The organism is Telluria sp. ZB4P36 (genome assembly GCF_059685865.1).
Genome location: NZ_JCASIE010000002.1, coordinates 241,442 through 255,488 on the forward strand (window position 1 = coordinate 241,442; position 14,047 = coordinate 255,488).

11 protein-coding genes and 1 pseudogene are annotated in these 14,047 nt (G+C 64.7%); 6 read left to right on the plus strand and 6 right to left on the minus strand.

The genetic code is table 11. The features are described from left to right. Window positions 1-131: 131 nt before the first annotated feature. Complete coding sequence (zwf, locus tag AC56LK_RS03885) at window positions 132-1,598, plus strand: glucose-6-phosphate dehydrogenase (RefSeq protein WP_497183251.1); 1,467 nt, start codon at window positions 132-134, stop codon at window positions 1,596-1,598. On the opposite strand, the gene AC56LK_RS03890 is transcribed toward zwf, so the two are convergent. Then, entirely contained in the window at window positions 1,523-1,984 is a 462-nt protein-coding gene (locus tag AC56LK_RS03890; protein ID WP_497183252.1) for a DUF2784 domain-containing protein, read from the minus strand. The two genes, zwf and AC56LK_RS03890, sit on opposite strands and share 76 nt — an antisense overlap. A 106-nt stretch (window positions 1,985-2,090) precedes the next feature. On the opposite strand from AC56LK_RS03890, the gene AC56LK_RS03895 reads away from it, so the two are divergent. Continuing rightward, window positions 2,091-3,209, plus strand: coding sequence for an alpha/beta fold hydrolase (locus tag AC56LK_RS03895; protein WP_497183253.1), 1,119 nt, complete (start codon window positions 2,091-2,093; stop codon window positions 3,207-3,209). A gap of 7 nt (window positions 3,210-3,216) precedes the next feature. Here AC56LK_RS03895 and AC56LK_RS03900 read toward each other — a convergent pair whose 3' ends face one another. Continuing rightward, a complete protein-coding gene (locus tag AC56LK_RS03900) occupies window positions 3,217-5,205 on the minus strand; it encodes a metallophosphoesterase family protein (protein WP_497183254.1) in 1,989 nt (662 codons plus the stop codon). Between the two features lie 421 nt (window positions 5,206-5,626). Here AC56LK_RS03900 and AC56LK_RS03905 point away from each other — a divergent pair, with 421 nt between their 5' ends. From AC56LK_RS03905 to AC56LK_RS03920, 4 genes are all read left to right on the plus strand, one after another. Further along, window positions 5,627-5,995: a hypothetical protein gene (locus AC56LK_RS03905; protein WP_497183255.1), complete on the plus strand. Its 369-nt coding sequence runs from the start codon at window positions 5,627-5,629 to the stop codon at window positions 5,993-5,995. A 48-nt stretch (window positions 5,996-6,043) separates the two neighbouring features. Beyond that, the gene (locus AC56LK_RS03910; RefSeq protein WP_497183256.1) at window positions 6,044-7,612 is read left to right on the plus strand and encodes a hypothetical protein; all 1,569 of its coding nucleotides are present in this window, start codon (window positions 6,044-6,046) and stop codon (window positions 7,610-7,612) included. Between the two features lie 26 nt (window positions 7,613-7,638). After that, window positions 7,639-8,391: a hypothetical protein gene (locus tag AC56LK_RS03915; RefSeq protein WP_497183257.1), complete on the plus strand. Its 753-nt coding sequence runs from the start codon at window positions 7,639-7,641 to the stop codon at window positions 8,389-8,391. A 179-nt stretch (window positions 8,392-8,570) separates the two neighbouring features. Continuing rightward, entirely contained in the window at window positions 8,571-9,233 is a 663-nt protein-coding gene (locus AC56LK_RS03920; RefSeq protein ID WP_497183258.1) for a trimeric intracellular cation channel family protein, read from the plus strand. 3 nt (window positions 9,234-9,236) lie between these two features. Here AC56LK_RS03920 and AC56LK_RS03925 read toward each other — a convergent pair whose 3' ends face one another. The 4 genes and pseudogenes from AC56LK_RS03925 to AC56LK_RS03940 form a co-directional block, all read right to left on the minus strand. Continuing rightward, entirely contained in the window at window positions 9,237-10,553 is a 1,317-nt protein-coding gene (locus AC56LK_RS03925) for an MFS transporter (RefSeq protein WP_497183259.1), read from the minus strand. Window positions 10,554-10,683: 130 nt separating this feature from the next. Beyond that, window positions 10,684-12,129 carry an NAD-dependent succinate-semialdehyde dehydrogenase gene (locus AC56LK_RS03930; protein ID WP_497183260.1) on the minus strand — a complete coding sequence of 482 codons (1,446 nt, stop codon included), beginning with the start codon at window positions 12,127-12,129 and terminating at the stop codon, window positions 10,684-10,686. Window positions 12,130-12,242: 113 nt separating this feature from the next. Then, window positions 12,243-13,367, minus strand: a complete 1,125-nt coding sequence (locus AC56LK_RS03935; protein ID WP_497183261.1) for a 6-phosphofructokinase — start codon at window positions 13,365-13,367, stop codon at window positions 12,243-12,245. A 256-nt stretch (window positions 13,368-13,623) separates the two neighbouring features. Continuing rightward, a pseudogene (locus tag AC56LK_RS03940) lies at window positions 13,624-14,046 on the minus strand (SMP-30/gluconolactonase/LRE family protein); the annotation flags it as partial. Window position 14,047: the final 1 nt, after the last annotated feature.

Below are 14,047 nucleotides of genomic sequence, written 5' to 3' on the forward strand. Positions count from 1 at the left end.
CGGGCGCTCCCGTCTGGCCACAAGCAGGACGTCTCGTGCACATCCGCTGTCATTCTGCTACCGTATCAGGATGGCGGCAGCGACACTTTCACTCATTCGGCCATTCATTTGGCGACTATTTGGCTAGACATATGACCCCTTCGACAGACACTGATACCGGTCTCCCCCTCGACATGATCATCTTCGGCGGCATGGGCGACCTGGCGATGCGCAAGCTCCTGCCGGCGCTCTACATGGCCTACCTGCACGGCAACCTGCCGGCGCAGACCCGCATCATCTCGACCGGGCGCCAGGAGTTCGACCGCGAAGCCTATCTCGCCCACGTCGAAGCGAACTCGCGCTCCTTCATCGCAAGCAACAACTTCAACGCCAAGACCTGGGACGGCTTCCTTCAACTGCTCGAGTACGTCAGGCTCGACGTCCAGGCCGCGGCCGACTTCGGCGCCCTGGCCCGCGCCGCCCACCCGGGCGCGCAGCGCGTGTTCTACCTGTCCACCGCACCGGCCCTGTTCACCACCATCTGCGACAAGCTGGCCCAGGCCGGCCTGGTCGACGGCAAGGCCCGGGTCGTGCTGGAAAAGCCGCTCGGCAACGACCTCGAATCGGCCATCGAGATCAACGAAGCGGTCGGCAAGCACTTCGCCGAATCGCAGATCTACCGCATCGACCACTACCTCGGCAAGGAAACCGTGCAGAACCTGATGGTGCTGCGCTTCGGCAACTCGATCCTGGAACCGCTGTGGCGCGCGCCGAACATCTCGAGCGTGCAGATCACGGTGGCCGAGGAAGTCGGCGTCGGCAGCCGCGCCGGCTTCTACGACAGCACCGGCGCGATGCGCGACATGGTGCAGAACCACCTGCTGCAACTGCTGTGCATCGTCGCCATGGAGCCGCCGACCTCGCTGTCGCCGGACGCGGTGCGCGACGAGAAGCTGAAAGTGATCCGCTCGCTGCGCCGCTTTGGCCTGGCCGACATCGCGCGCGACACCGTGCGCGGCCAATACGTCCACGGGGTCAGCGGCAACCAGGAAGTCAACGGCTACCTGGAAGAGAAAAATGTTCCGTCCGAGAGCAAGACCGAGACCTTCGTCGCCCTGCGCGCCCACATCGACACCTGGCGCTGGTCGAAGGTCCCGTTCTACCTGCGCACCGGCAAGCGCATGGCGCGCCGCTCCTCGAAAATCGTGGTCGAGTTCGCGAACCCGCCCTTCCCGCTTTTCCCCGAGACGCCGGGCGGGGTCGCCAACCGCCTCGTGATCGAACTGCAGCCGGAAGAAGCGATCAAGCTGCAGATCATGGCCAAGCAGCCGGGCAGCGGCATGCAGATGCAGCAGGTGGCCCTGAACCTCGACCTGCAGTCGGCCTTCCAGCAGCGCCGCGCCGAAGCCTACGAGCGCCTCCTGATCGACGTCGTGCGCGGCCGCCTGACCCACTTCATGCGTCGCGACGAACTCGAGGCCGCCTGGGAATGGGCCGACCCGATCATCGAGGGCTGGACCACGCTGGGCGAGAAGCCGCACCCCTATGCGGCCGGGTCCTGGGGTCCGGCGGAAGCCTTCGCGCTGCTGGCACGCGACGGTTTCGCCTGGGTCGAGTGAGTCATCGGGTGGCCGGCTGTGCCGGCCACCTTCCGGCGGCGGACAATCCAGAAATACAGGGCAGCGTTGATGAGCACCACCCCGGCGGCCAGCGCGATCTGCAAGCTGCGCGTCATCGCACCCGGATAGACCAGCGGCAGCAGGTAGTGGTCGATGAAGCCGCCGCTGTAGCCCGACTCGCCCGCAAGCAGGCGCATGCGGTTCTCCACATGGGTCAGCGGGCAGATCGCGCCCAGCACTTCGATCGCGAAGCCCCAGGCCGCGGCGGCCAGGTGCAGGGGCAGCAAACGGGGGTGGCGCGCCACCAGCAGCGCGCCGAACACGACGAACAGGATGAAGCCGAGGTGCAGCAGCAGCACGGCATCCGCAAGGAAACGATAGCTCATGCAGGAAACGCCTGGCGAGGTGGCTGATTCGCCAGTTTAATACGACGCAAACGGCGCCGCCACGCGCGGCGTACAGTGGCTGGCTCACGAACCTGAAGAGAACACCATGCACGCATCGAATTCACCTTCATTTGTCATGCCTTCCTTCGCCGCCCTCGGCGCCATCGCACTCAAGAACATGGACCGCAGCCGCCAGGCGCGCGGCAAGCTGCTGGACCGGGCCGGCTACGGCCCGCAGGAAACGCCTTTCACCGTGCTCCACAGCGAACCCGGCCTGAGCCTGCGCCTCTTTGCAGACGAACTGGGAGACGAACAGCCCGACAGCCCGGCCGTGCTGCTGGTGCCCGCACCCATCAAGCGTTCCTACATCTGGGACCTGGCGCCCGACACCAGCGTCGTGCGGCGCTGGATGGAACAGGGCTACCGCGTCTACCTGGCCGAATGGACGCCGCTGCCCGACGACGCCACCGAGGACTTCGGCCTCGACGATTACGGCGACCGCCTGCTGTCCGCCTGCCAGCGCGCCATCGAGGCCGATAGCGGCAAGGAACGATTGACCATCGCCGGCCACTCGCTGGGCGGCATCCTGGCGGCGATGTACAGCTGCCTGCACCCGGAGCGGGTCGAAGCCACGGTCCTGCTGGAGTCGCCCCTGCATGTCGAAAAGGGCTCGTGCTGCTTCCGCCCCCTGGTCGATTCCACCCCGCACGCGCGCCAGATCGCGGACAGCTTCCGCCAGGTGCCGGGCGTCTTCCTCAACCTGATGAGCGCCATCGCCGAGCCCCACGCCTTCCAATATGAGCGCATGATGGACCGCTGGCTGTCGCTCGCCAACCCGCGCCTGCTCGCCACCCACATGCGGGTTGAACGCTGGACCCATGACGAGTTCCCGCTGCCGGGCCGGCTGTTCACCGACCTGGTCGAGCAGCTCTACCGCAACGACGAGTTCATGCGCGGCGAGCTGGCGGTCGGCAGCCGCCGCATCGGCCCGCAAGACCTGCGCGCTCCGCTGGTGAGCGTGCTCGACCCGCGCAGCAAGCTGATTCCGGAAGCGGCGATGCGCCCCTTCCACGATGCCGCCGCGAGCGAACGCAAGTGGCTGCTGCACTACGAAGGCGACGTCGGCGTCAACCTGCAGCACGTGGGCGTGCTGGTCGGAACCAGCGCCCATGCGCGCACCTGGCCGGCGATCTTCCGCTGGCTCGAGGAAAACCGGGGCCAGTAAGCCCTGCTCAGTGCTTACTTGCGGGCTGCTCGACAGCCGCCGCGAGGGGTGCGTCCTGCTCCGGCGCCTGGAACCGGGTCGACGGCCGGCCATCGGCGTTGTGCTGCATGATGCGCAGCGGCCGCCCTTGGGCGTCGAGCCACACCTGGCCGATGCCGGCGCCGTTCCAGACGCGCTCGCCCTGCTGGCGCCGGTCAGGCAGGTAGGGCGTGAGCGCGAGATCGCGGCGCTGGGTGAACCAGTTCAGCGGCGAGCGCGGAGAATACAGCCAGCGATTGAGGCGATCGAGCCAGTCGAGCAGGCGGCGCGGGAATTCGTTCTTGATGCCGCTGCTGGTGATCTGCCAGATATGCGGCGGCCGGTCCGAGTCGCGCACCTCGACATCGTAGGCGAACGAGTAATGCACATCGCCCGACAGGACCACGTAGTTGCCCGGGGTGCGCGTATGGCGGAAGATATTCAGCATGCTGCTGGCCGCGCCGCGATGCGCCATCCAGTTCTCGGCGTCGACGCTCAAGGCCAGGCCGGCAAAGCTGGCCATCCCTTGCGCCACCTCGATCAGCTTGACCCCGAACATGGGCGTCGGCGAGACGATGACGGCGGCCGTTTCGTCCAGCAGCTCGTGCTGCAGCTCGTTCAGCGATTCCCAATCCATCAGCCCCGACGGATGGCTCGGCCGGCGCCGGTTGCGCCAGCGCCGGGTACGGGTATCGAGCACGATGATCGTGGGTTTGGTGCGTACGACGAAATCCCACTGGTGGAAAGACAGCAGGCGCCTGATCAGCGCGTCCTGTATGGGCGCGTCGAGCCGGCCATCGGCCGCGGCCGTCGTGGCCAGCACCGCCAACTCATCCAGCGCCGGCCCGAACACATCGGGGCGATTGCCCCAGCCCTGGCACAGCATATAGGCGATCAGCGCATTGCCCACGATGCGGCGCGAGAACGGGTGCCCGTAGACGGTGGTTTCCCACTTGGCCGACAGGTTCCAGTCGTCGGTGATGTCATGGTCGTCGAAGATCATCAGGGTCTGCACGTGCGCCAGCAGCCGCGCGCACCCGGGAAGCTCGCGGCGAAAACCCTCCAGCACCTTCGATTCGCGCCGCCAGCGGTCCGCATGCCTGGGCGCCAAGGGGGGCGCCGGCGCATCCGCCACCAGCCGCCATGGCACGGGCGACCAGACCAGCAGGTACATGGCCATCACCTCAGCCAGGGTGACCAGGTGGTTGTGCGCATTGGCGGTAGTGAAGATCGGCTTTTCCTTGCCGCCGAAGAAGCGGTCGCGCAGTGCCTCATTCGACTTGAACGCGGGCAGCAGCTCCTCACGCCGGTAGTAACCGGCCGGATGGCGGTACAGGGCCTCGCTGTCGGCGACCACCGCCCCCGCCAGGCATTCGGCATACAGGCCCAGGCGCCGGATCAGCGCATGAATCGCCGCCAGCGTCGGGCCCGCCACATCGTCGGCATACACCTGGTCACCGCACAGCATCAGCATGGCGGGCCGCTCCTCGGCCTGGTCGATATGTTCGGCCAACAGGGCGTCGGCGCGCGCCAGGCCGTCACGCGCGGGATGATGCGGCTTGCGGCAGGAGCCATACAGGATGTTGTCGCTGCGGCTGCGCAGCACCATGTTCGGCCGGGTCGCGCCGGCATGCAGCAGGTGCGGCGCCCAATCCGCGATGCCGGCCTCCTTGCCATCGCCGAGCGTGACGAGCAGGTCGTACTCGATGACCGTGTCTTGCGGTAGCGGCTCGGGCAGCGCGACGTCGATCAGGTGCACGCAGGCGTGGCGGCCGACGCGGATCACGCGGCAGTGGTGCGCGTCCAGGGGCAGGCGCAGGGGTGCGCCTGCGCTGGGCGCCAGCACCAGGCTCAGGTCGAGCGGCGCGCTGCCGACCAGCCATAGGACCAGGCGGCCCGGCTCGAGGCGGCGCAGGACAGGACCGGAAAGTACGGGCGGCAGGTCTTCGGGGACAGGAGTGTGGATCAATCGGGGCACGGTGCTGGATTACTGAGCGGATCAGTGTAGCAGACACGCCGGAAGGTTTGGGCGCGCTGCGGGCTCATCGTGGCGCGATAAGCGGCACGCCCATCTCGATGAAAGCCCTGCCTGCCACTCCGCAAGGATCTGGGTTAAAGAAGAGACGAAAGTTTTCTGAATCAATGAATTGGTGGAAAGCTCAAGCGAACAATATGTCCTAAGCAGCGCAAATGTAAATCGCGTGCGAAAGTCTACGCCGCAATCCTGACATTGGCTGCATCCGTACCGATATAACCACAGCATGTGCAAAGCATTGCGTTTTTTCGAAACAAGGCACATTATTAATTTGTGGAGCAAGAAAATCGCTAATTTGTTTGAAGCGCTAGCAGCGCAATTGACCAATGTGCACTTATCGCCAGTGTTGAGATTGGAGATTATAATGAACAAGGCAAGATTCTCACCAGCATTTGCCCTAATGATTTTGCTTTCCTCCAACTCTTCAGCGCAAACGTTTATGATCTGCGAAGGAGAGAAAAGCGAAGTCGGCCCAGCGAAGTGTCGCCCTTACGAGGTGTTCACGAGCTGCAGCACCTCAATGGCACGTGCTATTGAAATATGCAGCAAACATGGCGCAACCGGAACTCCTAAAACTATCACAATGCATTCCGTCGATGGAAATCAATGCGGCTACACGAACATCAAAGTGATCTGCCAGCCCGCACCCAGAAATTCTCTTACAGCTCCGCCGCCCATCCTGATTGTTCCGCAAGATCAGATGAAGGACGATCGAAAAGAAAAGAAGAAGTAGCAATTAGCGCAGTAGCATAAGAGAACCGCTCTCGATCGATGCAGCATTATGCGGCGCATCGACCGAAATGCCCTCAGTCAAGGCAATCCAGCAAAAGGAGAAAGCATGTTGACTCCCGGCGACGTCGAAACTATTTCGAAATGCTTTGGGTCCCTCTACGGGGTAGACATTGATATTCTGCGAAAAGACGCAAATGAGCTCAAGGCCATCATTGCCGGTCGATCCAGAGCGGAACTGGATTCGTGCGACGTCTACTCCAAGCTGATAACTCCCAGCTCCAATGTTGCTAGTGCGGTGCTCCCGGATCTGGAGACCTTCGAGTTTTCCGACATTGCCAGCGACGCTCGTCTCAAGCCGGCACTGATCGAGCAGAACCTCGACGAGGCCATACGTTATGCGGAGAATTGCGTTCAGATGCGAAGGCAATATTCCGATATGGGGAAACTGCGAAACGACACGCGTTTCAAATTTGAAGAATTTGTCAGACTGGACATGGTACACATGGACGAGGTCGCCGCCGGCCTGTATGAGTTGCCGAGGCACGAGGCAGAGGCAGAGCGAAATACGCTTGCCATCAGCGCCGAGCAAGCAGGATCCAGGCTTGAAAATATTGAAGATCTTATCAAATCGACCCTGTCACCCGAAAGGGTGTGCGTTTTTATTAAGAATGAGGCGTCGATTGCTGCGAGCATTGCAGATCACGACTCTGACTTGGTGGCGGGGTGGAGTTCGCATAATGCGCAGGATCGGATGCAGGTTGAAGCTGCAACATGGCAGCAAACCCTGTCGAATGAGAATGAAAGCCTCTCCCACGCAAGAACAAAACTACCGTCGGCAGAGAAAAAATTGGACTATCTTTCGAAGGACGTGGCCTTCCGGACCTATCGAGCAGCGGTCAGTCGAAATCTGGCTTGGCTTCAGATCGCTGAACACTGCAGAAAGAATTCCCCCATTAATTACGAGGAAAGACTCACTCATCAGAGGGCAATATTCGGCGAAAATATCCGCCATCTTGTCGAGCGCATCATTGCGTTAAGAGCCGGGCTGAAGGACTATTATAGGATTGAGAATCCTTTGATAAATCCTGAGAAGGGAAAGATCTTGGACGAAATCGTCCATTGGTTAATCGTAATCCAGGATGAGCTCTCGAAGTACAAGAACCAGGAACAGATAGTAAGCTGCCCGATTGCCTCCAGCCAGCCACCCAAGCTCATTGATAATGATGAAAGCGGAGAAGCTTCCAAGAAAATTTTCGAGATTGAGCTACATGTCGAGGACGCTGATCTCCCGAGCTCGCTTTGCCTTTTGCGTGGCATCAATTTTGAACTCTTCGGCGTGCAGGAAAACCCGATATCGCTTGAAGTGCTTCCTCCTCCGGCAGCACGGAATGCCGTTTCCGAATATGTAGCGGCAGGGATCGTGAGATTTGGTCGCGTCTGCTCTTTCGAGGCAGCCCTCGAAATAAGACCACAGCATATCGACCTGTTCTGGAACGGGCGGCCCCAGGGGGTATGGAAACTACGTGGATCGTTTGAGAAAGATGCAAAACCAATCGATGGAATTGTGATGCATCTTTGGATAGCTGTTCCTGACTCTGCTTACTCATCAGAAAACTGAGCCTCTGAAAGGTGGGTGTGCAACACATGGAAGCAAAGTCCGCACAGAATGAGCCTCCTGCACGGTCCTCCGCACCTCAAGCAATTGGTGATATTGTCGGCGTCGATTATCGCGCACCGCGGTTTGAAGCGATAAAGTTCGGCCCGGCTGAGCTTTTTGCTACGGGCTCTCATGGTGCCGCTCCGAATTATCTGGATAGTTCGGCATCGAGCTATTTTTCCGAGAAATACAGTGAGAGCTTTTTAAGCGATTCCAATGAGTTCTTTTCTTCTGTAAGCATCGGCTTTACCGGGCAGTTAGGGATGATTTTTATCGGCCCTGGTCCTTACGTAGGATCATCCGTCAGTTTTGGACTCGATGCGCGTCGCGACATGGTGGTTCAGTTCCAGACTGTGTATGGTATTGGTTTAGGAACCTACGTAGGCGCCGGCATGGGATTTCAGATGGGTACGGCGCCCGCACCGGCAGAGGGCTGGCAACAAGGCGTCCAGGCCGAGCTGAATTTTGGATGGGGTGCTGCACAGGGTGCGCAAATACAAATTTCCGACGGGGCCCTGGGGGGCGGTTCCGGGTTAGGTGGTTTCCTGAAGTCCTTGAGCTCTCGTGCGCTCGGTGTCAGGGATGGAAGTGGTTATGGAGCACATGTATCGGTGGGCATTACCAACACGCGAACCATGATATTCCGACAAAACGACTGGGGTAGGGCCAGGGCAGGACGCGGTGTTCGTAGTGAACAACTGCGGCTTCGCGAATGGATGCCTCCAGCGGGAAAGCGCTAAGGCGATACCGGCGGGCAGGCGCTCGGTATGGCACAAGCGAGCACCCGCATCCGTCGGATTCAAGCGCACGCAGCGGCACACCGCCATCTGCGGTACCATGCCGGGGCATTCCCTCGCCGACTTTCCCCGATTCAAGGATTCACGTGTTTGCCGTACTTGCTCTCGACATGGGAGCTGCCATGAAAACCCTGGTACTGACGCTCGACCTGGTCGGCACCTTCGTCTTCGCCCTCAGCGGCGCGACCGCCGGCGCCCGCCGCCGTCTCGACATCTTCGGCGTGCTGGTGTTGTCCTTTGTCGCTGCCAACTCGGGCGGCATCGTCCGTGACGTTCTGATCGGCGCCACCCCGCCGGCGGCGATCAGCGACTGGCGCTACCTTGCCGTGTCGATCCTTGCCGGCCTGCTGATCTTCTTCTGGTATCCGCTCATCAACCGGCTGCGCAATGCGGTCGCGATCTTCGATGGCGCCGGCCTGGCCCTGTTCTGCGTGGCCGGCGCACAGAAGGCGCTGGTGTTCGGACTGGAGCCCTGGGCAGCAGCCCTGCTCGGCATGCTGACCGGGATCGGCGGCGGCATCGCCCGTGACGTGCTCCTGAACGAAGTGCCAGCCGTGTTCCGGTCGGACATCTATGCCGTTGCCGCCCTCGCCGGGGCCGCCATCGTGGTGGCGGGCGATGCCCTGCAACTGCCTACTACGGCCACCGCATGCGCCGGCGCGGCCGTCTGCTTCGGGCTGCGCCTGGCGGCCATCCGCTTCGGCTGGCACCTGCCCACCGCGCGTACGCCCGAGCACCTGGACGCCGCCGGCGACGACCAGAGCGGAAGAAACCAGGGGCGCTGAGCCTTACTCCAGCGCGCGCCGGCGCGACTCCACATCCACGCACCCGATCGCGAACGCAGCAATCACCAGAAAGCCGGCCAGCATCGCCAGCGCCAGCGTGAAGTGGGTCGCCATCACCGGCGCCACGATGGCCGGCGCGAACAGGCCGCCGAAGCGTGCCACTGCCCCGGCCAAGCCCATGCCGCTGGCGCGCAGGTCGGTCGGGTAGACCTCGGGCGTGAAGGCATACAGCGCGCCCCAGGTGCCCAGCAGCGCGAAGCTCATCAAGAGGGTCGATCCGACCACCAGCCAGGTAACGCTGCCCAGGCTGTAGGCCATGCAGCCGGCCGCGCTCAGCAGCAGGAAGCCGACCAGGGTCGGCTTGCGCCCCCAGCGCTCCACGCCATAGGCCGACAAGGCGAAGCCCGGCAACTGCACCAGCGCCAGCACGATCAGGAATTCCTGGCCGCGCATGAAACCGAAGCCCTCGGCGCTCAGCTTTACGGGCAGGTAGACGAACACGCCGTAGTAGGCCACCGAGATCAGCATCCAGGCCACCAGCAGCGCGATGCTGCGCCGGCGCAGCGGGCCGGCGAACAGCGACAACAGCCCGTGCCGCGGTGCGCTGTCCGGCTGCAGGGCCGGGATCGCGACCTGGCGGCCATTGGCGGCGGCTACCCGCTCCAGCACGGCGCGGGCCTGCTCGCCCTTGCCGCTGCGGTTCAGGTACATCGGCGACTCCGGCACGTAGAGGCGCAGCACCACGCCGACCAGGGCCGGCAGCCCGGTCACCAGGAAGATCACGCGCCAGGCATCGTCGCCCCAGCGCAGCGCCGCCAGGGCAAGTACCGCCAGCAGGATGGTGCCCACGGCCCAGAAGGATTCCAGCAGCACCAGCCAGCGCCCGCGCCGGTCGCTGGGCAGGAATTCGGCCATCATGGTGTAGTCGACCGGCAGGGTGCCGCCCACGCCGATCCCGGTCAGGAAGCGCAGCGCCAGCAGCCAGCCCAGATCGGGCGCGAAGGCGGAGGCCACCCCGAAGCAGGCATCGACCACCACCGCCCCCATCAGCACCGGCCGGCGCCCGATGCGGTCGGCCAGGCGGCCGAAGGCGAAGGCCCCGACCAGCATCCCGGTGAAGAAAAAGCTGCCGGTCTGGAGGGCCTGCGGCAGGCTGACGCCGAAGGTCCTGGCGATGGAAGGCGCGCTGAAGCCGATCGACAGCACCTGCATGGCGTCGGCCATCCAGACCAGGCCGAAGATGGCGAACAGGCGGTACTGGAACCTGCCGACCCCGGCCGCCTGGATGCCCTGCTCTACGGTCGCGCTCATGGTGGACATCGGTGCTTCCTCCGTATTCCCTCGGTGTGAGGGCAAGTGTGCACCTGGCAGCCGCGGCGGACGGTGTAATGGAAAACAGATGCGCGCAAAAAAGCCCGCCGAAGCGGGCTGATCTGAGCCGATACCCGGCTTACACGCCGACCATCGAGACGGCCTTGGTGTTCAGGTAGGCTTCCAGCGCTTCCGGACCGCCTTCCGAGCCATAGCCCGAATCCTTGATGCCGCCGAAAGGCAGCTCGGCGCTCGGCGTGGCCGGCTGGTTCAGCCACAGCATGCCGACTTCCATGCGGTTCATCAGCAGCTGGGCGTTCTTGATCGAACGGGTGAAGGCGTAGCCGGCCAGGCCGTACGGCAGGCGATTGGCTTCGGCGATCGCCTCTTCCAGGCTGTCGAAACCGCGGATCGCCGCGACCGGACCGAAGGGTTCGTCATTGAACACACTCGCGCCCAAGGGCACGTCGGCCAGGATGGTCGGCGCGAAGAAGTTGCCGGTATCGCCGACGCGCTGGCCGCCGAAGGCGACGGTGGCGCCCTTGGCCTGGGCATCCTCGACCACCTGCGCCATCGCCGTCAGGCGGCGCGCATTGGCCAGGGGGCCAAGGGTCGTGCCTTCCGCCAGGCCGTCGCCCAGCTTCAGTCCTTCGGCATGCTTGACGAAGGCGCGCGTGAATTCGTCCTTGACCGCGTTGTGCACCAGGAAGCGGGTCGGCGAGATGCAGACCTGGCCGGCATTGCGGAACTTGGCCGCGCCGGCGGCCTTGACGGCCAGCGCCACGTCGGCGTCCTCGGCGATGATCACCGGCGCATGGCCGCCCAGCTCCATGGTGGCGCGCTTCATGTGGGCGCCGGCCAGGGCGGCCAGCTGCTTGCCGACCGGGGTCGAACCGGTGAAGGTGACCTTGCGGATGACCGGGTGCGGGATCAGGTAGGCGGAAATCTCGGCCGGGTCGCCGAACACCAGGCCGACCACGCCCGGCGGCACGCCGGCGTCGACGAAGCACTGGAACAGCGCGGCCGGCGAGGCCGGGGTTTCTTCCGGCGCCTTGCACAGGAAGGAGCAGCCGGTGGCCAAGGCCGCGGCCAGCTTGCGCACGACCTGGTTGATCGGGAAGTTCCAGGGCGTGAAGGCGGCGACCGGGCCGACCGGCTCCTTCAGGACCAGCTGCTGGGCGGCCGGATTGCGCGACGGGACGATGCGGCCGTAGACGCGCATGCCTTCGGCGGCGAACCAGTCGATGATCTCGGCGCCGGCCATGGCTTCCATCTTCGCTTCGGCCAGCGGCTTGCCCTGTTCCTGGGTCAGCAGGCGGGCGATGTCGCCGGCGCGCTCGCGCAGCAGGTTGGCGGCGCGGCGCATGGTGGCGGCGCGCTCGGCAGCCGAGACGGCGCGCCAGGTCTCGAAGCCGGACTTAGCTGCGGCCAGGGCGCGGTCCAGGTCGGCGGTGGTGGCGTGGGCCACGGTGCCGATGGTCTGGCCGGTGGCCGGGTTCACGACCGGGATCGTCTTGCCGCCGGTCGCGTCCTGCCATTCGTTGGCGATGAGGAGTCGGGTGTCGGGATAGCTGGAAGTCGTCATGGGGCGTCGGTTCCTGTGTTGAATGAATCGTAAAACATGATGATAACCCGTGCGCGGGCAGCTTGCAGGGTACCGGCGCGCTTGCGCTTGCTGCTTGGAATCATCGATGCGCCCTACCCAGGCCCGCCGCGGTCTCCGAAGCAGATCCCGAGTTCGCGCGCCGTCCGCACCGTATCGCCATCGACCGGCACCCGCTTGCTGCGTCCGGCCACCTGGCCCAGCGGCACGCTGCCGATGTCCTGGCCGCCGAGCGCCATCATCACGCCCGACTCCCCGCGTGCCAGCGCGCGCACCGCGGCGGCCCCGAAGCGCGCGGCGACCACGCGGTCGAAGGCGGACGGCGCCCCGCCGCGCAGCAGGTGGCCCAGCACCACGCTGCGGCACTCCTTGCCCGTGCGTTCAGCCAGCCTGGCCTCGACCCAGGCGCCGATGCCGCCCAGGCGCTCGGCGTGGCCGGCGGTGGCGGCCGCCTGCACGGCGCGCTCGCGGCCGAGCGGCTGCGCTCCTTCGGCCGCCACCACGATCGTGTGGCCATGGCCGGCCGCATCGCGCCTGGCGACCGCCTCGGCGACGACATCGACGTCGAAGGGAATTTCCGGCAGGAGGATCGCATGGGCGCCCCCGGCCATGCCGGCGTGCAGAGCGATCCATCCGGCGTAGCGTCCCATCACCTCGACCACCATGACGCGATGCTGGCTGTCCGCGGTGGTGTGCAGGCGGTCGACGCACTCGGTCGCAAAGCCGACCGCGGTATCGAAGCCGAAGGTCTGGAAGGTGCCGTCGAGGTCGTTGTCGATGGTCTTGGGCACGCCGATTACGCGCAGGCCCTTGCGGGACAGGGCCTCGGCAATCTCCATCGAACTGTCGCCGCCGACCATGACCAGGGCATCCAGGCCGCGCTGGCGGAACAAGTTGATCAGTTCATCGCTGCGGTCCTGCTCCGCCTGTCCGGAACCGCTGCCGCTGACCGGATAGCGCAGCGGATTGCCGCGGTTGGTGCTGCCGAGGATGGTGCCGCCGAGATGGCCGATGCCGTGCACCCGGTCCGGCGTCAGGCGCAGGACCGGATCGCCGGCGCAGGCGGCCGGCGCCAGCAGGCCGTTGAAGCCGTCGCGGATGCCGTGGCATTCCCAGCCGCGCCCGGCGCAGGCGAGGACGACGGCGCGGATCACGGCATTCAGGCCGGGGGCGTCTCCGCCGCCGGTGACGATGGCGATGCGTTGGATGTCGGTGTCCATGGGCAGCTCCTGTACGGTGAGGACGGGACGCGGGCGGCCCGCCGACTATAGCGCGAATACCGCGTGCGGCAAACCCGGCGTGTCGACCCGGACGAGAAAAGGCCGCTGGCCAGCGGATGTTCGGCCCGCTGCGCCGGCGACAGGCCCTTCCACGCCGTCGTGACGTAGGCGGTGCGCAGATCCTCGCCGCCAAAGGCCACAAGTGGCCCGCGCTGTCGACCGCCATGCCGTCAGGCCGGCTGCCTTCCGGGAGCTGCAGGAAGATCCGCTTGTTCGCCAGCACACCGTCGGGCCGCAGGTCGAAGGCGTACACGCGGCGCAGCGGCGTATCGGTGTGGTACAGGGTGCTGCCGTCGGGGCTGATGGCCGGACCGTTGGTGACGATGTAGCCGTCGTCGGCGCACGCCAGGCTGGCCTCCCGGCCGAGCCGGTACAGGCCGTCCTCCATCGCGCACACCAGCCCGCCGCTTGAGGCAGGAACCACGAAGCCGGGCTGGCCCGGCGCTTCCCAGGTGCGGCGCCCGCTGCCGTCGGCGGCGCAGCGGTGGATGCGGCGGCCTTTGATGTCGACGAAGTAGACCGAGCGGGTGGCAGCATGCCAAAGCGCCCCTTCGCCCAGGTGGGCGCCCGCATCCCAGATGCATTCGGGTTTCATGAGGATTTCATTATCGATAGCCATG